Genomic DNA, 17,768 nt, shown 5'->3' with positions numbered 1-17,768 from the left:
ACAGAAGACCTTTTAAATGAAGTCCAGAGAGGCTTGAAAGGGTTGTTGAAAGGGAAGTGCATAAGCGCATTCTCTGATTCACTATACCCCAAGCCATTCGGTTTGGGGTTTTTTTATAAAAACATTCAATGAAAGCGGAGGGGTAACAATGAAACATTTGACCGCAATGAACGAGCTGAGTCTTGAGGAGATTTTCAGTCTGATTGAAGAGGCGGAAGCGCTGAAAAAAGGCAAATCTGATCGCGTTCTCTCCGGAAAGTTTGCTGCTAACTTGTTCTTTGAGCCGAGTACACGGACGCGCTTCAGCTTTGAAGTTGCAGAGAAGAAGCTCGGCATGAATGTTTTGAATTTGGACGGTGTATCGACAAGCGTTCAAAAAGGGGAGTCATTGTACGATACGGTACGAACGCTTGAATCCATCGGCGCCGATGTTTGCGTGATCAGGCACTCAGAGGATGATTATTACAAGGAATTGATCGGGCGTGTCGGCATACCGGTAATCAATGCCGGAGACGGCTGCGGCCAGCATCCGACGCAATCTCTGCTCGACTTAATGACGATTCACGAGGAATTCGGCAAATTTGACGGACTGACCGTATCGATTCACGGCGACATCAAGCACAGCAGAGTGGCACGGTCGAATGCCGAAGTGCTCTCAAGGCTCGGGGCCGCGGTTATTTTCTCAGGACCGGACGAGTGGCGGGATGCGGATAATCCGTACGGGACTTATGTGCCGGCGGACGAAGCCGTCGCCAATTCAGACGTCGTGATGCTGCTTCGGATTCAGCACGAGCGCCATCATACGAAAACGGCCGATCGAGGATTTTTGCAAACATTCGGATTGTCGCTGGAGCGGGCGAAGCGTTTGAAAAAGGGTGCGATCATTATGCACCCGGCCCCGGTCAATCGCGGCGTCGAAATCGACAGCGCGCTCGTGGAATCGGCGCAATCAAGGATTTTTAAACAAATGGAAAACGGGGTCTACATCAGAATGGCGGTTTTAAAAAGAGCGCTTGAGAAACGCGAAAATGAAAAAAGGGGAGATCAGGCTTATGTCTTATTTAATTAAAAACGGCTTCATGCTGGATGAAAACGGCGAAAAAATAAAGCGTGACATCAGGATAGATGGAGAAGTCATAAGCGGGATCGGCACCCTTGAGGCCGAACCGGGCGAATCGGTCATTGATGCAGAAGGACTGTTCGTCTCTCCCGGGCTCATCGACCTTCACGTCCATTTCAGAGAGCCGGGCGGAGAGAAAAAGGAGACGATTGAAACGGGTGCACAAGCAGCGGCAAGAGGCGGTTTCACAACGGTAGCTGCGATGCCGAACACACGCCCTGTCCCTGATACGAAAGAACATATGGAGTGGCTGACAAATCGTATTCAGGAAACGGCATCTGTCAGGGTCCTTCCGTACGCCTCGATTACGGTCAGACAGACCGGCGAAGACATAACCGATTTCGACGAATTATCGGAAGCCGGCGCATTCGCCTTTACAGACGACGGAGTCGGCGTCCAAACTGCCGGAATGATGTTCGAGGCCATGAAAAAGGCGGCCTCGATCAACAAAGCGATCGTCGCCCATTGTGAAGACAATTCGCTGATCTACGGGGGAAGCGTGCACGACGGGGAATTGGCAAAAAAACACGGTTTAAACGGGATTCCTTCGATCTGTGAAGCGGTTCATATTGCGCGGGATGTGCTGCTGGCGGAAGCGGCCGGCTGCCATTATCACGTCTGCCATATCAGCACGAAGGAATCGGTCAGGACCGTCCGCGACGCCAAAAAGGCCGGAATCCGCGTCACTGCGGAAGTGACGCCGCACCATTTGCTGCTTTGCGACACCGATATACCGGGGCTTGATACGAATTACAAAATGAATCCGCCTCTCAGAAGCAAAGAAGACAGGGAAGCGCTTTTGGAAGGGCTTCTTGATGGAACGATCGATTTTATCGCGACAGACCATGCCCCGCATACGGAAGCGGAAAAACAGCAGACGATGAGCCTCGCCCCGTTCGGAATCGTCGGCTTGGAAACGGCTTTTCCGCTTCTGTACACGCACTTTGTCAGAAACGGTGCCTGGACATTAAAACAGCTTGTCGATTATATGACGGTTAAGCCTTGCGAAGCATTCGGACTGCCATACGGAAAGCTTGAAGCCGGACGCCCGGCGGACATCACACTGATCGATCTTGAAAAAGAAGACAAAATCGATAAAAACCGCTTCCTTTCCAAAGGAAAAAATACGCCGTTTGACGGCATCAGCTGCTTCGGCTGGCCTGTATTGACAATGGCTGCGGGAAAAGTCGTTTACAAAGAGGGGAGACTCGTAAAATGAAAAGACGTCTAGTGCTGGAAAACGGAACGATATTTGAAGGGAAGGCCTTCGGCAGCCTGGAGAACACGATGGGAGAAGTCGTGTTCAACACGGGGATGACGGGTTATCAGGAAATCCTCTCAGACCCTTCCTACTGCGGGCAGATTGTCACATTAACCTATCCTCTGATCGGAAACTACGGCATCAACAGAGACGATTTTGAATCGATCACACCTTATGTCAAAGGGTTTATAGTAAAAGAGTTATGTCAACTTCCTTCAAACTGGCGTTCGGCATATACGCTTGATGACTATTTGAAAATGAAGAACATTCCGGGCTTATCAGGGATTGATACGAGAAAGCTGACGAGAATGATCCGTACGGCAGGGACGCTGAAAGGGATGTTCGCCGGTCCTGATGAGGACGCGGACGCCTTGATCAGAAAAATGAAAGAAACAGAGCTTCCGCGGGATCAGGTCAGCCAAGTGTCAACGAAAACCGCCTATCCGAGCCCTGGAAGAGGCAAGCGGATCGTACTTGTTGATTTCGGCATGAAACACGGCATCTTAAGAGAATTGAACAAGCGCAAATGCGATTGTATCGTCGTCCCCCATCATGTAACCGCTGAAGAAATCATGCAGCTCAAGCCTGACGGCGTCATGCTGTCAAACGGACCCGGAGATCCGAAGGACGTACCAGAAGCAATTGAAATGATCCAAAACATTCTCGGCAAGGTGCCGCTGTTCGGAATCTGCCTCGGACATCAACTGTTCGCGCTCGCATGCGGCGCTGAGACCGTCAAGATGAAATTCGGCCACCGCGGCTCCAACCACCCGGTAAAAAGCTTGAAAACCGGCAAAGTATCGATCACGGCGCAGAACCACGGCTACACGGTTTCATCTGTTGAAAATACGCCGCTTGAAGTGACGCACGTGGCGATCAATGACAACACGATCGAAGGGCTGAAACATAAATCAGAGCCTGCCTTTACCGTGCAATATCACCCGGAAGCTTCACCGGGACCGGAGGATGCCAACCATTTATTTGATCAATTTCTGCAGATGATTGAAACGACAGAGAAAGAAGGGGAAACGGTATGCCTAAACGCGTAGACATTCAAAAGATTTTAGTGATCGGCTCAGGTCCGATTATTATCGGCCAGGCGGCAGAATTTGATTATGCAGGTACCCAAGCGTGCCTTGCTTTAAAAGAAGAGGGCTATGAAGTCATTCTTGTCAACTCCAATCCGGCGACGATCATGACGGATACGGAAATGGCCGACAGGGTTTATATCGAACCGCTGACGCTCGAGTTTTTAACGCGGATTATCCGTAAAGAGCGACCTGATGCGATTTTGCCTACCTTGGGCGGCCAGACAGGTCTGAATTTGGCGGTCGAATTGTCAGAGAACGGCATTTTGGAAGAGTGCGGCGTGGAAGTGCTCGGCACGAAATTGTCCGCGATTCAAAAGGCGGAAGACCGCGATCTGTTCAGAAGCTTAATGAATGAGCTTAACGAGCCGGTACCGGAAAGCGACATTATCCATTCGCTAGCCGAAGCCCAAGATTTTGTCGGGAAAATCGGGTTTCCGGTCATCGTCAGACCTGCATACACGCTCGGCGGAACCGGCGGAGGGATCTGTTCAAATGAAGATGAACTGAAGGAAATCGTTGAGAACGGCTTGAAAATGAGCCCTGTTCATCAATGTCTGCTCGAAAAAAGCATTGCCGGATATAAAGAGATCGAATATGAAGTGATGAGAGACTCGAGCGATCACGCGATCGTTGTCTGCAATATGGAAAACATCGATCCCGTCGGCATCCATACCGGGGACAGCATCGTCGTCGCACCGAGCCAGACGCTGAGCGACCGCGAATACCAAATGCTTCGCAACGTATCGCTCAAAATCATCCGCGCGCTCGAAATCGAAGGAGGCTGCAATGTGCAGCTGGCGCTTGATCCGGACAGTTTCCAATACTACATTATCGAGGTCAATCCGCGGGTCAGCCGTTCTTCGGCGCTCGCTTCAAAGGCGACAGGGTACCCGATCGCAAAGCTTGCTGCCAAAATCGCCGTCGGCTTGTCTCTTGATGAAATGATGAATCCTGTGACAGGAAAAACGTATGCTTCGTTTGAGCCGGCGCTTGATTATGTCGTCTCAAAGATTCCGCGTTGGCCGTTCGATAAGTTTGAATCGGCAAACCGAAAACTCGGCACGCAGATGAAAGCGACGGGCGAGGTGATGGCGATCGGCAGAACGTTGGAGGAATCGCTTCTTAAAGCGGTCCGCTCGCTTGAAGCAGACGTGTACCACCTTGAATTAAAAGATGCGGAAGACATTACTAATGACGTGCTTGAGAAGCGGATCAAAAAAGCGGGCGATGAACGGCTCTTCTATTTGGCAGAAGCGTTCAGAAGAGGCTACACCGTCCTTGATCTCCACGAATTTTCTAAGATTGACGTTTTCTTCCTCTATAAACTGGAAGGGATCATCCGCTTCGAAGAAATGCTGCAAGCGGAGCGCGGTGATCTTGAGATGCTGAAAAAGGCGAAAGAACTCGGTTTTTCAGACCGCTTCATCAGCCGCCTGTGGGAAATGCCTGAACGAAAGGTGTATGAGCTTAGAAAAGAAGCGGGCATTACGCCGGTTTATAAAATGGTTGATACGTGCGCGGCCGAATTTGAATCGGAAACGCCTTACTTTTACAGCACGTATGAAGAAGAAAACGAGTCTTTAAGAACCGGGAAAAAGAGCGTGGTCGTTCTTGGCTCAGGTCCGATTCGGATCGGCCAGGGGGTTGAGTTTGACTATGCGACTGTGCATTCGGTCTGGGCGATTAAAGAAGCCGGCTATGAAGCGATTATCATTAACAACAACCCTGAGACTGTGTCGACGGACTTCAGCATTTCCGACAAGCTGTACTTTGAGCCGCTGACGATTGAAGATGTCATGCATGTCATCGACTTGGAGCAGCCGGAAGGCGTCGTCGTCCAATTCGGCGGACAAACCGCGATCAATCTCGCCAATGAACTGGCAGAGAGAGGGGTAAACATTCTCGGAACGTCGCTGGAGGACTTGGATCGCGCCGAAGACCGCGACAAATTCGAGCATGCGCTTGAAACGCTGAACGTTCCTCAGCCGCTCGGCAAAACGGCAACTTCTGTGGATGAAGCCGTCACAATCGCAGGCCGCATCGGCTATCCGGTGCTTGTGCGCCCATCCTACGTTCTCGGCGGACGGGCGATGGAGATCGTGTACCATGAAGAAGAGCTTCTTCATTATATGGAACATGCGGTCAAAATCAACCCGCTGCATCCCGTTCTCATCGATAAATATTTAATCGGAAAAGAAATCGAAGTCGACGCGATTTCCGACGGGGAAACGGTCGTCATTCCGGGGATCATGGAGCATATCGAACGGGCGGGCGTCCACTCCGGAGACTCGATTGCCGTGTATCCGCCGCAATCGCTCTCTATAGAGATCAAGAAAAAGATCGAAAAGTATACGATCGAACTTGCGAAAGGCTTGAACATCATCGGACTGCTCAACATTCAGTTCGTCCTTTCAAAAGATGAGGTTTATGTCCTTGAGGTGAATCCGCGCTCAAGCCGGACGGTGCCGTTCCTCAGCAAAATCACCGGAATTCCGATGGCGAATCTCGCGACAAAGGTCATTCTCGGCCGGAAGCTTGCGGACATGGGCTACTGCAGCGGCCTTCAAAAAGAACAGGAAGGCGTCTATGTAAAAGTTCCGGTCTTCTCCTTCGCAAAGCTGAGAAGAGTGGATATCACGCTCGGTCCGGAAATGAAATCGACGGGTGAAGTCATGGGGAAAGATACGACACTCGAAAAGGCGCTTTACAAAGGGTTAATCGCCTCAGGCATCCAGATTCCGAATTACGGATCTGTGCTTCTGACCGTCGCTGATAAGGACAAAGAGGAAGGACTTCTCATCGCCAAGCGGTTCCACGCCATCGGCTATAAAATCCTGGCGACAGAAGGAACGGCAGACTGCCTGCGGGAAGCATCCGTCCCTGTGAGAACCGTCGGAAAAATCGGCGAAGATGGCACGAATCTGCTTGACGTCATCCGCAACGGGGAAGCGCAGTTCGTCGTGAATACTTTGACAAAAGGAAAGCAGCCGGCAAGGGACGGTTTCAGAATCAGACGGGAATCGGTGGAAAACGGCGTGGCCTGCCTGACGTCATTAGACACGGCAGAAGCGATTTTGAGGGTGCTTGAAAGCATGAGTTTCCGCGCCGATCATATGCCCGCTATCAAAGTCGGTCAAGAGGCGGCGGCTGTCAGATGAAAAAAGGATATATGACGGTTCGTTCCAACGATTGTATTGCTGATAACATTTATCAAATGGTGCTGAAAGGGGAGCTCGCTGAATCGTGCAGCGCCCCCGGCCAGTTCCTTCATTTGAAAGTCGCCGAGTCTGTCACCCCTTTGTTAAGGCGGCCGATCAGCATCGCCCGCATTGATCAGGACAACCGGGAAATCACGATTATTTTCCGAAAGGACGGAGAGGGGACACGGCTTCTCTCATTAAAGAAAAAGGGGGATATCGTTGATGTGCTCGGACCGCTCGGAAACGGATTTCCGCAAGATGCGCTTGCTCCCGGCCAAACGGCTCTTTTAGTCGGAGGGGGAATCGGCGTCCCGCCGCTTTACGAGCTCGCAAAGCAGCTGAATAGACAGGGAGTCAATGTCGTGCATGTGTTAGGATTTGCGTCAGCCAAAGACGTTTTTTACGAGCGGGAATTCTCTGAGTACGGCCCTGTCTATATCGCCACAGCGGACGGCACCCATGGAACGAAGGGGTTTGTCACAGATGTCATCGAAGCAGAAGAGCTTCAGTTTGACTGCCTTCTTGCCTGCGGGCCGACGCCGATGCTGAAAGCGTTAAAGGAGCGCTATCCGGATAAAGACGTTTACTTGTCGATGGAAGAGCGGATGGGCTGCGGAATCGGCGCTTGCTTTGCCTGTGTATGCCATACGGATGAAAGTGAAAAGCCGTACGTGAAAGTCTGTCTGGACGGCCCTGTTTTTAAAGCGCAGGAGGTGCTTTTGTAATGCTTGAAGTAAATTTGCCCGGCCTCAGGTTGAAAAATCCGATCATTCCGGCTTCCGGGTGCTTCGGTTTCGGAAAAGAGTTTGCAAACTTATATGATCTTTCATGCCTCGGGGCGATCATGATCAAAGCGACGACGAGCGAACCGCGCTTCGGGAATCCGACGCCGAGGGTCGCGGAAACGCAAGCCGGCATGCTGAATGCGATCGGACTGCAAAATCCCGGCCTTCAGGCTGTCATGGAACACGAACTTCCGCGGCTCGAACAATTCGATACGCCGATTATCGCCAATGTAGCCGGTTCACAGCTTGAAGATTATGTCGAGGTTGCGCAAGAAATCAGCAAAGCGCCGAATGTCCATGCGCTCGAGCTGAACATTTCCTGTCCGAACGTCAAAACGGGCGGGATCGCGTTCGGCACGCGGCCGGAAATGGCGGCCGAGCTGACGAAGGCGGTTAAGGAAGTTTCCGATGTGCCCGTTTATGTGAAGCTGTCGCCGAATGTCACAGACATTACTGAAATCGCCCAAGCGATCGAAGAAGCGGGCGCCGACGGGCTGACGATGATCAACACCCTGATCGGCATGAGGCTCGACTTGAAAACAGGCAAGCCGATTTTGGCGAACAAAACCGGAGGATTATCAGGTCCGGCCGTAAAACCGGTCGCGATCAGGATGGTTTATGAAGTCAGCCAGGCGGTCAGCATTCCGATCATCGGCATGGGCGGCGTGCAGTCGGCGGAAGATGCACTTGAATTTCTGCTGGCGGGGGCGAGCGCGGTCGCGGTCGGCACAGCCAATTTCGTCAATCCGTTCGCCTGTCCGGAAATCATTGAAGACTTGCCGCGCGTTTTGGAAAAATACGGATACCGATCTATTGATGAATGCATCGGAAGGAGCTGGAAACATGAACAATACGCCGCCCATCATCGCGCTTGATTTTCCATCCGCACAGGAAACGTTTGCGTTTTTGAAGCAGTTTGACGGAGAAAACCTTTTTGTAAAAGTCGGAATGGAGCTCTTTTATCAGGAAGGTCCTTACATCCTTGAGCAGCTAAAGAAGCAAAACTGCCGGATATTTCTCGATTTGAAGTGCCATGACATTCCGACGACCGTATATAAGGCGATGAAGAGGCTGGCGGGTTTTGGCGTCAGTCTTGTCAATGTGCACGCAGCAGGCGGAAGCCGGATGATGGAGGCTGCGCTTGAAGGCCTTGAAGCGGGGACTGCCGCAGGGCAGAAACGGCCGTCATTAATCGCTGTGACACAGCTGACAAGCACGTCGCCTGAGATGCTGCAGCATGAGCTTTTGATCAAAACGCCGCTTGAAGAAACCGTTCTTCGCTACAGCAAGCTTGCAGAAGAGAGCGGGCTTGACGGCGTCGTCTGTTCGGTTCACGAAGCGGAGCGGATCTGCAGGGAGACGTCTCCTTCCTTTCTGACGGTGACGCCGGGAATCCGGCTTGCCGATGATAAAAAGAACGATCAAGTCAGAGTGGCAACACCAGCCATGGCGAGGGAAAAAGGCGTTTCCGCGATCGTGGTCGGCCGTTCGATCACACAAGCGGAAGAGCCGGTTTCGGCTTATCGAAACATAGTGCGTGAGTGGGAGGGAATCAAAGCATGAAAACAGAAATTGCAAAACATCTATTAGCGATCAAGGCGGTTTTCCTTCGGCCGAATGAGCCGTTTACATGGGCGAGCGGCATGAAGTCGCCGATTTACTGCGACAACCGGCTGACGCTTTCGTATCCTGAGGTAAGGGCTGACATCGCATCAGGCCTTGCCGGGATGATCAAAGACAAATATCCGGAAGCGGAAATCATTGCGGGCACGGCGACAGCGGGAATTCCTCACGCTGCGCTTGCCGCTGACAGGCTCCGCCTGCCGATGTGCTACGTCAGAAGCAAGCCGAAAGCGCACGGAAAAGGAAATCAAATCGAAGGAGCGGTCAAAAAAGGGCACAAAGTCGTTGTCATCGAAGATCTGATCTCGACCGGCGGAAGCGTTCTTGAAGCCGTCTCCGCTTTAAAGGATGCCGGCTGCGAGGTGCTTGGCGTTGCTGCAATCTTCACGTACGGTCTTCCGAAAGCGGGTATCGCCTTCGATGGAGCGGGCGTTGAATACCATACCCTGACCGACTACGACACGCTGACAGAAGCAGCGCTTGCCGAAGGTTATATCAGCGAAGCCGATGCCGCAAAGCTGAAAGAATGGAAAGCAGATCCGCAATCAACAGCATGGATGAAAATATGAAGAAAACCGTCGCCTCTTTTGAAGGGGCGGCTTTTTTGATCCTCTATAAAAATAGTAAAATCGAACCATTTTTATTTTTTATTAATCCTATAAAAAAAGTCGGGTTGACTTTTATTCGAATTGTGCTAAAATTTAAAAATACAAAAGCAAACTTATCAAGAGCGGTGGAGGGACTGGTCCGATGAAACCCGGCAACCTGCGTGTATTCGTAAGGTGCTACTTCCAGCAAAATGCGCTCATTTTGAGAGATAAGGAATATATAAAGTTCCTCGTCTTTCTTTCACATTTGGAAGAAAGATTTTATTTTTCGGGGCAAAAGGAGGAGCTGGCAATGAAAACGGATGAGCAGCTGGACAAAGCGATCATCACAATGAAAGACATGCTGAAGGATATGAGCTACGGATCCATCACAATCGTTGTCCAGGATGGAAAGGTCATTCAAATCGAAAAAAATGAAAAAATAAGATTGAAATAGCTGACTAGACAAACTAGAGGCGGTTTTCACAGAGTTTTTTTCTGCTGAAAGCCGTTTTTTTGTTGGCAAAAAAAGGGGGAACCAAAAATATTTACTTACAGTACATGGGAAGAACCGGCGATCACGTTTCAGGAGGATGATTCTTATAAAGGCGCGCTGTCCGTCCTCAAATGGGCGTACGGCCATTACGGCGATCAGCTCGTATACGCTTGCAGCTTCGGAATCGAAGGGATCGTCCTCATTGATTTAATCTACAAGGTGAAAAAAGACGCCGTCATCGTTTTTCTTGATACAGGGCTTCATTTTAAAGAAACGTATGAAACGATAGAGGCTGTCAAAGAACGATATCCGGGCCTTCAGATTATGATGAAGAAACCGGAACTTACAGTCGAACAGCAGGCTCAGGAATACGGGGACAAACTTTGGGAGACCAACCCGAACCTCTGCTGTGAAATGAGAAAGGTCATCCCTCTCCGCGAGACGCTTTCAGCATATCCGGCATGGCTGTCGGGGCTGCGCCGCGAGCAGTCCGAGGGACGGAGCAAGACGAACTTTTTAAATAAGGACGATAAATTCAAGTCGATCAAAGTCTGCCCGCTCATCCATTGGACATGGAAGGATATTTGGAGATATGTGACAAAGCACGATCTGCCGTACAATCCGCTTCACGATCAGGGCTATCCGAGCATCGGCTGCGCCCCGTGCACGTCGCCGGCCTTTAAGATGGACGATCTCCGCTCCGGCCGCTGGAATGGATTGAATAAAACAGAATGCGGATTACACGAGTAAGGAGATGAGTCATGGAACTTGCCGCCATTATATTTAGCCTGTTTTTTGCGATGAATATCGGTGCGAGCGGTGCAGCGGCCTCGATGGGCATCGCCTACGGGTCGGAAGCTGTGAAAAAACAGTTTCACGCGCTTCTGATCTGTGCGGCTGGCATTCTTCTCGGAGCCGTTATCGGCGGAGGGGAAGTCGTCAAAACGATCAGCTCAGGGATCATTCCCGAACGGGTGATTACGCTTGAAATCGTCTGCATCATCATCGGATCCGCAGCTTTGTCGCTCTTTATCGCAAACGTTCTCGGCATTCCTTTATCTACAAGTGAAGTGACAGTCGGATCTGTCGTCGGTGTAGGTGTCGCGTATCAAGTATTGTATGTCAAATCTTTGACGGTGATTGTCGCGTTTTGGGTGATTATCCCTTTTATCGCGTTTTGTTTTACTTACGTGATGGCCAAGATCATGAAAAAGATGGTCAAACCGGCCTCAGGAAAAAAACTTCAGATCCTGACAGCCGTTCTGGTCATCGCCGGTTTTATGGAAGCTTTCTCGGCGGGAATGAACAATGTCGCAAACGCTGTTGGGCCGCTGGTGGCGGCGCATGTTTTGACCGTCGGCCAAGGAACGCTGTACGGCGGGGTGTTTGTCGCGATCGGCGCCCTTTTATTGGGCCGGCGCGTCCTTGAAACAAACGGCAAAAAGATCACCAGATTCTCCAAAGGAGAGGGGATCCTTCTTTCGGGGACTGGATCGGGCCTTGTCATTATCAGTTCTATTTTCGGCCTTCCGGTTCCGCTCACGCAAGTGACATCATCTTCTATTATAGGGATGGGAATGGCGAAAAACGGCGGCAATGTTTTTCATAAACAGGTGGTCAAAACGATGCTGAAAGTGTGGATCGTTTCGCCATTTCTTTCCTTGAGCCTGTCTTATATGCTGGTCAGCCTTTTCTTAAAAGGAGACTACTATTCTCTCATCGTTGTCACGAGCGTTCTTCTGGCATCAGTAGGAACGATCAGCCTGATGAGAGCAGTAAAAAAAGAACACAGCTCCGTTCATGAACAGGGCGGGGGAATTTAAACACCAAGTAGGGGGAAATAAAGTTATGAGTTTAGCGCCACACGGCGGTGTATTGGTTAACCGCGTCAATGAAGCATACGATGTGAAACATATCGGACCTGAAATCGAACTTGACCTGATCGCATTCGCCGATCTCGAATTGATCGGGATCGGGGCGTACAGCCCGATCGAAGGCTTTTTAACGGAAAAAGACTACCTTTCTGTCGTAGAAACGATGAGGCTTGCAAGCGGCGATGTTTGGACGCTTCCGATCAGCCTTCCCGTTGACGGGCAAAAAGCCGCCGAATTCAAAACAGGCGACACCGTCCGCCTCACATACAAAGGAGAAACATACGGGGTCATCGATATCGAAGACATCTATAGGCCTGATAAGAATAAGGAAGCTGTGAACGTCTATAAAACCGACGACCTGAACCATCCGGGCGTCAAAAAATTGTTCGAGCGGGGCGATGTCTATGTCGGCGGCCCGATCACACTCATCAAACGGAGCGAAAAGCAGTTCCCTGCCCATACGTTTGAACCGGCGGAAACGAGACGGAAGTTTGCCGAGCTCGGCTGGAAAACGATCGTCGGATTTCAAACGAGAAATCCTGTGCACAGAGCACATGAATACATTCAAAAAACCGCGCTGGAAACAGTTGACGGACTTTTCCTCAATCCGTTAGTCGGAGAAACGAAGTCAGACGATATTCCGGCAGATGTCAGGATGAAAAGCTACCGGGTGCTGCTTGACGGATATTACCCGAAAGACCGCGTCTTCCTCGGCGTCTTCCCGGCAGCGATGCGTTATGCAGGCCCGAAAGAGGCGATTTTCCATGCGCTCGTCAGAAAAAATTACGGCTGCACCCATTTCATCGTCGGAAGGGACCATGCGGGTGTCGGCGATTATTACGGAACATATGAAGCGCAGGAGCTGTTCGATCAGTTCACGCCTGAAGAAATCGGCATCACTCCGATGAAATTTGAACACAGCTTTTACTGCAATGTGTGCGGATCAATGGCGACGGCGAAAACATGCCCGCATGACAGGGAGCACCATGTCATTTTGTCCGGCACAAAGGTGAGGGGAATGCTGAGAAACGGCGAGTTCCCACCAAGCACATTCAGCCGTCCTGAAGTCATCGAAACATTAATCAAAGGCTTAGCAGCCGGCGTTTCTTAAAGGGAGGAAAAACTGTTGGTGAATAAAGACATCGTCTGGCATGAGGCATCCATTACAAAGAAGGAATATCATGAAAAAAACGGCCATAAAAGCGGAATTATTTGGCTGACAGGTTTGAGCGGCTCTGGGAAATCAACGATTGCCAACGCAGCCGCCCGCCAGCTGTTTGAAGAAGGCTTTCAGGTGACGGTGCTTGACGGCGATAACGTCAGACACGGCCTGAACAAAGACCTCGGATTTTCGGATGAGGACCGGAAAGAGAACATCCGCCGGATCGGCGAAGTCGCAAAGCTGTTCGTCGAGCAGGGTACGATCGTGATTACGGCGTTTATTTCTCCTTTTAAAGAAGACCGCGATCTTGTCAGACAGCTCGTCGGGGAAAACGAATTCCACGAAGTGTACGTCAAATGCGATTTGGAAACGTGCGAAAAAAGGGATCCGAAAGGCTTGTACAAAAAAGCGAGAAACGGGGAAATTCCATTTTTCACGGGCATCGATTCGCCGTATGAAGAACCTGAATCGCCTGAGCTCATCCTTAATACGAGTGAGCATGAAAGGAACGAGTGCAAAGACAGGCTCGTTGAATACGTGAAAAACGAAACGAAATAAAACGCTTGGCAAATAGGAAAGTGCATCGACTGCACTTTCCTATTTCATAAAGAAAACGTTTGGCGTGTTGTGACATTTTCATCACCGAACGCTTTCTTTATGATTTATAATGAAGTGAAACGATTTTGATCGATCGGGGGAAAGTGCAAGATGGGGAAAGTATATATCGTTGGGGCAGGTCCTGGAGACCCCGATTTACTGACAATCAAAGCTTTGAAAGCGATCCAGAAAGCCGACGTCATTTTATACGACCGGCTTGTCAACAAACAGATCCTTCAGCACGCAAAAGCGGGAGCAGACCTCATATATTGCGGAAAGCTTCCCGATTATCATATGATGAAGCAGGAGACGATCAACCATTTTCTCGTCAAATATGCGAAAAAAGGAAAAATCGTCGTCAGATTAAAAGGGGGAGACCCTTTCGTTTTCGGCAGAGGAGGAGAGGAAGCCGCGAGCCTCGCAGAAAACGGGATTCCTTTTGAAATCGTTCCCGGGATCACTTCAGGAATCGCAGCGGCCGCTTATGCCGGCATCCCCGTAACTCACCGGGATGCGAGTTCAAACGTCGCTTTCGTGACGGGCCATTACAAGGCGGAAGAAGACTTTGAGGAAAAGTGGAAAGCGCTGGCGACGGGCATCGATACCCTCGTCATCTATATGGGGATCAAAAACGTGAAGCAAATCGAAAGGCTTTTAATCGAAAACGGCAGAGACCGTTCAACACCGGCTGCTTTCATCCACTGGGGAACGACGGACAAGCAGAAAACGGTGATTTGCACGGTTGAAACGCTTGCCGAAACCGCTGAAAACGAAAAAATCGTTAACCCGAGCCTCATCGTCATCGGCGATGTGGTCAACTTCCGCTCGCGTTTAAACTGGTATGAAACCGAGCTGAAAAATACAGCATTAAGCGAGGCGCTTTAACATGAAACAAGCCATTTTGTATATCGGCCACGGCAGCCGTCTGAAAAAAGCACAACAAGAAGCAGCCGCTTTTTTGGAAGGGTGCAGAGGCGACATGTCCGCATCCATTCAGGAAATCTCTTTTTTGGAGCTTGCACCGCCTGATATTGAAACGGGATTTAAAGCGTGCGCGGAAAAGGGCGCGACGCATATCGCCGCGGTGCCGCTTCTCCTTTTGACCGCCGCACACGCCAAAAAAGACATTCCGGCAGAAATCGCCCGTGTTTCTTCCCAATATCCTTCCGTAAGCGTCACTTACGGAAAGCCGATCGGCGTTGATCAGGAGGTCGTCAAAGCCGTTTTGACGCGGATCGAAGAGACTGGCGTTCCTTATGAACATGCGAGGATCGTATTGATCGGAAGGGGGAGCTCAGATCCGGATGTCTTGCGGGATGTCACAGAGATCGCAGCCCGCCTCAAAGCGATGGCTCCGGTTGATGAGGTCATTCCTTGTTTTATGACCGCCTGTAAACCGCATTATCGCGACGTTTTTTCACAGCTTAAAGAAAGCGGCGGAAAAACGACATTCATCGTTCCGTATCTGCTGTTTACCGGGATGTTGATGAAGGAGATCGAAAGGGAGACCGAAAAGCTGAAGGAAACCAATCCCGACGTTGTGCTCTCTGAATATCTCGGCTTCCATCCGCACGTCAAAAACGCCTTTTTAAACCGCGTCAAGGAAGCCGTTATGAATCATGACCGTTCCTTCGATTTCAAAGGAGCCGCCGATGCTGCCGCTTCACATTAACATGAGCGGCAAGCCCGTCGTCATCGCAGGCGGGGGACGGATCGCGGCAAGGCGGCTGAAAGCGGTGGCGGGTGAAGGTGCATCTGTTACCGTCATAAGCCCTGACGTATCGGCTGACATGCTCGAGCTGATCGAAAAACACGGGGTTTGCTGGAAGCGGAAAAAAGCAGAGCCGGAAGATGTAAAAGGCGCATTTCTCATCATACTTGCAACAGATGATTGCGAGGCGAATAAGCGGATTGCAAGATCAGCCGGAGAAGGCCAGCTCGTCAATGTTGCGAGCGAGGCTGAGCTCGGAAATGTGTACGTTCCGAAAATCGTCAAAAAAGGAAACATCACCATCAGCGTTTCGACAAACGGCGCAAGCCCGAGCCATACGATCGAATTGGCCGGGCGGATCGACGGACTGATCGATGACGAGCTCATCAGGGAGATCGATGAGCTTTTCCGAAAAAGAAGAGGCCCGAACCGATAACGGTTCAGGCCTTTTTTTCGTTTAGCGCGATGTTTTCAGCTTGATGACAAGGTCTTCATCAGGCGTCACGAAAACGGTTTGCTGTCGGTCATATGTGACAAAGCCGGGCTTTGCGCCGTTCGGCTTTTTGACATGGCGTATTTTCGTATAGTCGACAGGGACTGAAGCTGAGTTTTTCGCTTTGCTGAAGTATGCTGCGATCCGGGCTGCTTCAAGGATCGTTTGTTCGTCAGGGTCGCTTGCGCGGATCACGACGTGCGAGCCCGGAATATCTTTCGTGTGCAGCCAAAGGTCGTCCCGGGCGGCAAGCTTCATCGTCAAATATTCGTTCTGCTTGTTGTTTTTTCCGACGAGGATCGTTTCTCCTGCCGTAGATTCATAAGTTTCCAGAGAAGGCGCTTGTTTTTTCTGCTTTTTCTGGCCCGGCTGCTGTTTGGCGCGCAAATAGTTTCCTTCTTGAAGCTCTTCGCGAATTTCCTGCAGATCCTTTGGCGATGCAGACGCGAGTTGCTGCATCAGCTGGTCGAAATAAGCGATCTCTTCCTCAGCGAGCCTGATTTGTTCTTTGACGACCTCCACTGAATTTTTCGCCTTCTGATATTTTGTAAAATAGCTTTGCGCATTTTCAGACGGCGTTTTATTCGGATTGAGGGAAATTGTGACCTCCCCGCCGTTTTCATCATAATAGTTGACGACTTTGGCTTCTTTATCGCCTTTTTTCAGCTTGTAAAGGTTTGCCGTCAACAGCTCTCCGTACAGCTGGTATTCCTTGGCGTTTTCGGAATCCGCCAGCGTTTTTTTGAGCTTTTTGATCTTGTTTTCGTTCTTTTTCTTTTCGTTCATGACGAACCGTTCCAAGTCATGAGCCTGCTGTTTGACGCGGTCCCTTTCCGCTTTTCCGAAATAGTAGCGGTCAAGGAGTCCGCTCAGCGTCCCGAATGGCCGCCTGTCTCCTTTTACATGCGTCAAATCAAGCAGATAGAAATATTCCTTTCCGTCTTCTGTCACAAGCTGAGGGGTAAAGCACCGGTTTTTGACGTCGGCAAACATCGTCATGAGCGCATCTGGAAGCGTTGCCCTGTTTGCAAGCCCGGCCCGAAACACGGCTTCTTTTGCAAAGAGGGGGGAGATCCCGGAGAAGGTGTCGACGATCTGTCTGTCCAATTTTCCCTCCTGAAAATTGAGATGGCGGAGAATGTCTTCCTTATCCGCCTCAAGCAGTGACAGCTTGTTTTGCGCGGGCGGCAGGATGTAATCATAGCCTGGAAGAACGGTCCGATAGCTGTTAATCGATGGAGAAAGGTGCTTTAAGCTGTCAATGATGACGCCTTTTTCCCCGTCGGTCAAGACGATGTTGCTGTGCCTTCCCATGATTTCCACGACGAGCTTTCTCGTGAGCATGTCGCCGACTTCATTGCGGCTTTTCATGTGAAATACGATCACCCTGTCCATGCCGACTTGTTCGATCTGTTCGACGAAACCGCCCTCCAAATGCTTGCGAAGAAGCATGCAAAACATCGGCGGAGCGCTCGGATTGTCGTACGCTTCCTCTGTAAGATGAACCCTGGCATAGCTGGGGTGGGCGGAGAGCAGCAGTTTGCGGTTTTTTCCGTTCGCCCTGATGTGAAAAATCAGCTCGTGCTTAAACGGCTGATGGATTTTGGTGATCCGCCCGCCCCTAATCGTTTCATTCAATTCTCCTATCATTCCGTATGTAAAAATGCCGTCAAAAGACATATTAAAAACACCCTTTTCTTATTAATCCTCTTCATCATGTGTCTGTCCGAATAATTATAGCATGATTTAGGACGAGTCTGAATAAATT

The 17,768-nt window shown here is 50.5% G+C and carries 18 protein-coding genes and 1 riboswitch; of the genes, 17 read left to right on the top strand and 1 reads right to left on the bottom strand.

Annotated features, from left to right (window positions below):
* Positions 1-148: 148 nt before the first annotated feature.
* The 17 genes from AB447_RS12895 to AB447_RS12820 all read left to right on the top strand — a co-directional run bounded on the left by AB447_RS12895 (position 149) and on the right by AB447_RS12820 (position 15,943).
* Positions 149-1,069, top strand: coding sequence for an aspartate carbamoyltransferase catalytic subunit (locus tag AB447_RS12895; RefSeq protein ID WP_048354660.1), 921 nt, complete (start codon positions 149-151; stop codon positions 1,067-1,069).
* Positions 1,053-2,339, top strand: a complete 1,287-nt coding sequence (locus AB447_RS12890; protein WP_048354659.1) for a dihydroorotase — start codon at positions 1,053-1,055, stop codon at positions 2,337-2,339. Before AB447_RS12895 ends, AB447_RS12890 begins: the two co-directional genes overlap by 17 nt.
* Entirely contained in the window at positions 2,336-3,430 is a 1,095-nt protein-coding gene (locus AB447_RS12885; protein WP_048354658.1) for a carbamoyl phosphate synthase small subunit, read from the top strand. The genes AB447_RS12890 and AB447_RS12885 overlap by 4 nt, the downstream gene beginning before the upstream one ends.
* Positions 3,415-6,630 (top strand): carbamoyl-phosphate synthase (glutamine-hydrolyzing) large subunit, encoded by a 3,216-nt coding sequence (carB, locus tag AB447_RS12880; RefSeq protein WP_048354657.1) that lies wholly within the window; start codon positions 3,415-3,417, stop codon positions 6,628-6,630. The genes AB447_RS12885 and carB overlap by 16 nt, the downstream gene beginning before the upstream one ends.
* Positions 6,627-7,397 carry a dihydroorotate dehydrogenase electron transfer subunit gene (locus AB447_RS12875; protein WP_057957599.1) on the top strand — a complete coding sequence of 257 codons (771 nt, stop codon included), beginning with the start codon at positions 6,627-6,629 and terminating at the stop codon, positions 7,395-7,397. The genes carB and AB447_RS12875 overlap by 4 nt, the downstream gene beginning before the upstream one ends.
* Positions 7,397-8,332, top strand: coding sequence for a dihydroorotate dehydrogenase (locus tag AB447_RS12870; RefSeq protein ID WP_048354656.1), 936 nt, complete (start codon positions 7,397-7,399; stop codon positions 8,330-8,332). The genes AB447_RS12875 and AB447_RS12870 overlap by 1 nt, the downstream gene beginning before the upstream one ends.
* Positions 8,301-9,020: an orotidine-5'-phosphate decarboxylase gene (pyrF, locus tag AB447_RS12865; RefSeq protein WP_048406812.1), complete on the top strand. Its 720-nt coding sequence runs from the start codon at positions 8,301-8,303 to the stop codon at positions 9,018-9,020. Before AB447_RS12870 ends, pyrF begins: the two co-directional genes overlap by 32 nt.
* The gene (gene pyrE / locus AB447_RS12860) at positions 9,017-9,649 is read left to right on the top strand and encodes an orotate phosphoribosyltransferase (protein ID WP_048354655.1); all 633 of its coding nucleotides are present in this window, start codon (positions 9,017-9,019) and stop codon (positions 9,647-9,649) included. The genes pyrF and pyrE overlap by 4 nt, the downstream gene beginning before the upstream one ends.
* Positions 9,646-9,834 (top strand): hypothetical protein, encoded by a 189-nt coding sequence (locus tag AB447_RS25820; protein ID WP_156183645.1) that lies wholly within the window; start codon positions 9,646-9,648, stop codon positions 9,832-9,834. The genes pyrE and AB447_RS25820 overlap by 4 nt, the downstream gene beginning before the upstream one ends.
* Positions 9,799-9,904: riboswitch (SAM riboswitch) on the top strand. (Overlaps the previous gene by 36 nt.)
* A 115-nt stretch (positions 9,905-10,019) precedes the next feature.
* The gene (locus tag AB447_RS25245) at positions 10,020-10,124 is read left to right on the top strand and encodes a YezD family protein (RefSeq protein ID WP_373688014.1); all 105 of its coding nucleotides are present in this window, start codon (positions 10,020-10,022) and stop codon (positions 10,122-10,124) included.
* 87 nt (positions 10,125-10,211) lie between these two features.
* Positions 10,212-10,913 (top strand): phosphoadenylyl-sulfate reductase, encoded by a 702-nt coding sequence (locus tag AB447_RS12850; protein WP_048354654.1) that lies wholly within the window; start codon positions 10,212-10,214, stop codon positions 10,911-10,913.
* Between the two features lie 11 nt (positions 10,914-10,924).
* The gene (locus tag AB447_RS12845) at positions 10,925-11,986 is read left to right on the top strand and encodes an inorganic phosphate transporter (protein WP_048354653.1); all 1,062 of its coding nucleotides are present in this window, start codon (positions 10,925-10,927) and stop codon (positions 11,984-11,986) included.
* A gap of 25 nt (positions 11,987-12,011) precedes the next feature.
* A complete protein-coding gene (sat, locus tag AB447_RS12840; protein WP_048354652.1) occupies positions 12,012-13,148 on the top strand; it encodes a sulfate adenylyltransferase in 1,137 nt (378 codons plus the stop codon).
* 15 nt (positions 13,149-13,163) lie between these two features.
* On the top strand, positions 13,164-13,757 hold the full coding sequence (gene cysC, locus AB447_RS12835; protein ID WP_048354651.1) for an adenylyl-sulfate kinase: 594 nt from the start codon (positions 13,164-13,166) through the stop codon (positions 13,755-13,757).
* Positions 13,758-13,907: 150 nt separating this feature from the next.
* Positions 13,908-14,681 (top strand): uroporphyrinogen-III C-methyltransferase, encoded by a 774-nt coding sequence (cobA, locus tag AB447_RS12830; RefSeq protein WP_048406813.1) that lies wholly within the window; start codon positions 13,908-13,910, stop codon positions 14,679-14,681.
* Between the two features lies 1 nt (position 14,682).
* On the top strand, positions 14,683-15,468 hold the full coding sequence (locus AB447_RS12825) for a sirohydrochlorin chelatase (protein ID WP_048354650.1): 786 nt from the start codon (positions 14,683-14,685) through the stop codon (positions 15,466-15,468).
* The gene (locus AB447_RS12820; protein ID WP_048354649.1) at positions 15,449-15,943 is read left to right on the top strand and encodes a precorrin-2 dehydrogenase/sirohydrochlorin ferrochelatase family protein; all 495 of its coding nucleotides are present in this window, start codon (positions 15,449-15,451) and stop codon (positions 15,941-15,943) included. The genes AB447_RS12825 and AB447_RS12820 overlap by 20 nt, the downstream gene beginning before the upstream one ends.
* A gap of 21 nt (positions 15,944-15,964) precedes the next feature.
* Here the strand turns inward: AB447_RS12820 and AB447_RS12815 are convergent, their stop codons facing one another.
* Positions 15,965-17,680: an Rqc2 family fibronectin-binding protein gene (locus AB447_RS12815; RefSeq protein WP_048406814.1), complete on the bottom strand. Its 1,716-nt coding sequence runs from the start codon at positions 17,678-17,680 to the stop codon at positions 15,965-15,967.
* Positions 17,681-17,768: the final 88 nt, after the last annotated feature.

It is taken from the genome of Bacillus glycinifermentans, from assembly GCF_001042475.2.
GTDB classification, from domain to species: domain Bacteria; phylum Bacillota; class Bacilli; order Bacillales; family Bacillaceae; genus Bacillus; species Bacillus glycinifermentans.
Note: the sequence above shows the minus strand (reverse complement) of the source record. Positions and strands in the feature narration are given on the sequence as shown.

What these genes read in the sequence shown, in the direction of transcription:
- AB447_RS12895 (WP_048354660.1), top strand. Translation starts at nt 149, where the DNA reads ATGAAACATTTGACCGCAATGAACGAGCTGAGTCTTGAGGAGATTTTC.
- AB447_RS12890 (WP_048354659.1), top strand. Translation starts at nt 1,053, where the DNA reads ATGTCTTATTTAATTAAAAACGGCTTCATGCTGGATGAAAACGGCGAA.
- AB447_RS12885 (WP_048354658.1), top strand. Translation starts at nt 2,336, where the DNA reads ATGAAAAGACGTCTAGTGCTGGAAAACGGAACGATATTTGAAGGGAAG.
- carB (WP_048354657.1), top strand. Translation starts at nt 3,415, where the DNA reads ATGCCTAAACGCGTAGACATTCAAAAGATTTTAGTGATCGGCTCAGGT.
- AB447_RS12875 (WP_057957599.1), top strand. Translation starts at nt 6,627, where the DNA reads ATGAAAAAAGGATATATGACGGTTCGTTCCAACGATTGTATTGCTGAT.
- AB447_RS12870 (WP_048354656.1), top strand. Translation starts at nt 7,397, where the DNA reads ATGCTTGAAGTAAATTTGCCCGGCCTCAGGTTGAAAAATCCGATCATT.
- pyrF (WP_048406812.1), top strand. Translation starts at nt 8,301, where the DNA reads ATGAACAATACGCCGCCCATCATCGCGCTTGATTTTCCATCCGCACAG.
- pyrE (WP_048354655.1), top strand. Translation starts at nt 9,017, where the DNA reads ATGAAAACAGAAATTGCAAAACATCTATTAGCGATCAAGGCGGTTTTC.
- AB447_RS25820 (WP_156183645.1), top strand. Translation starts at nt 9,646, where the DNA reads ATGAAGAAAACCGTCGCCTCTTTTGAAGGGGCGGCTTTTTTGATCCTC.
- AB447_RS25245 (WP_373688014.1), top strand. Translation starts at nt 10,020, where the DNA reads ATGAAAGACATGCTGAAGGATATGAGCTACGGATCCATCACAATCGTT.
- AB447_RS12845 (WP_048354653.1), top strand. Translation starts at nt 10,925, where the DNA reads ATGGAACTTGCCGCCATTATATTTAGCCTGTTTTTTGCGATGAATATC.
- sat (WP_048354652.1), top strand. Translation starts at nt 12,012, where the DNA reads ATGAGTTTAGCGCCACACGGCGGTGTATTGGTTAACCGCGTCAATGAA.
- cobA (WP_048406813.1), top strand. Translation starts at nt 13,908, where the DNA reads ATGGGGAAAGTATATATCGTTGGGGCAGGTCCTGGAGACCCCGATTTA.
- AB447_RS12825 (WP_048354650.1), top strand. Translation starts at nt 14,683, where the DNA reads ATGAAACAAGCCATTTTGTATATCGGCCACGGCAGCCGTCTGAAAAAA.
- AB447_RS12820 (WP_048354649.1), top strand. Translation starts at nt 15,449, where the DNA reads ATGCTGCCGCTTCACATTAACATGAGCGGCAAGCCCGTCGTCATCGCA.
- AB447_RS12815 (WP_048406814.1), bottom strand. Translation starts at nt 17,680, where the DNA reads ATGTCTTTTGACGGCATTTTTACATACGGAATGATAGGAGAATTGAAT.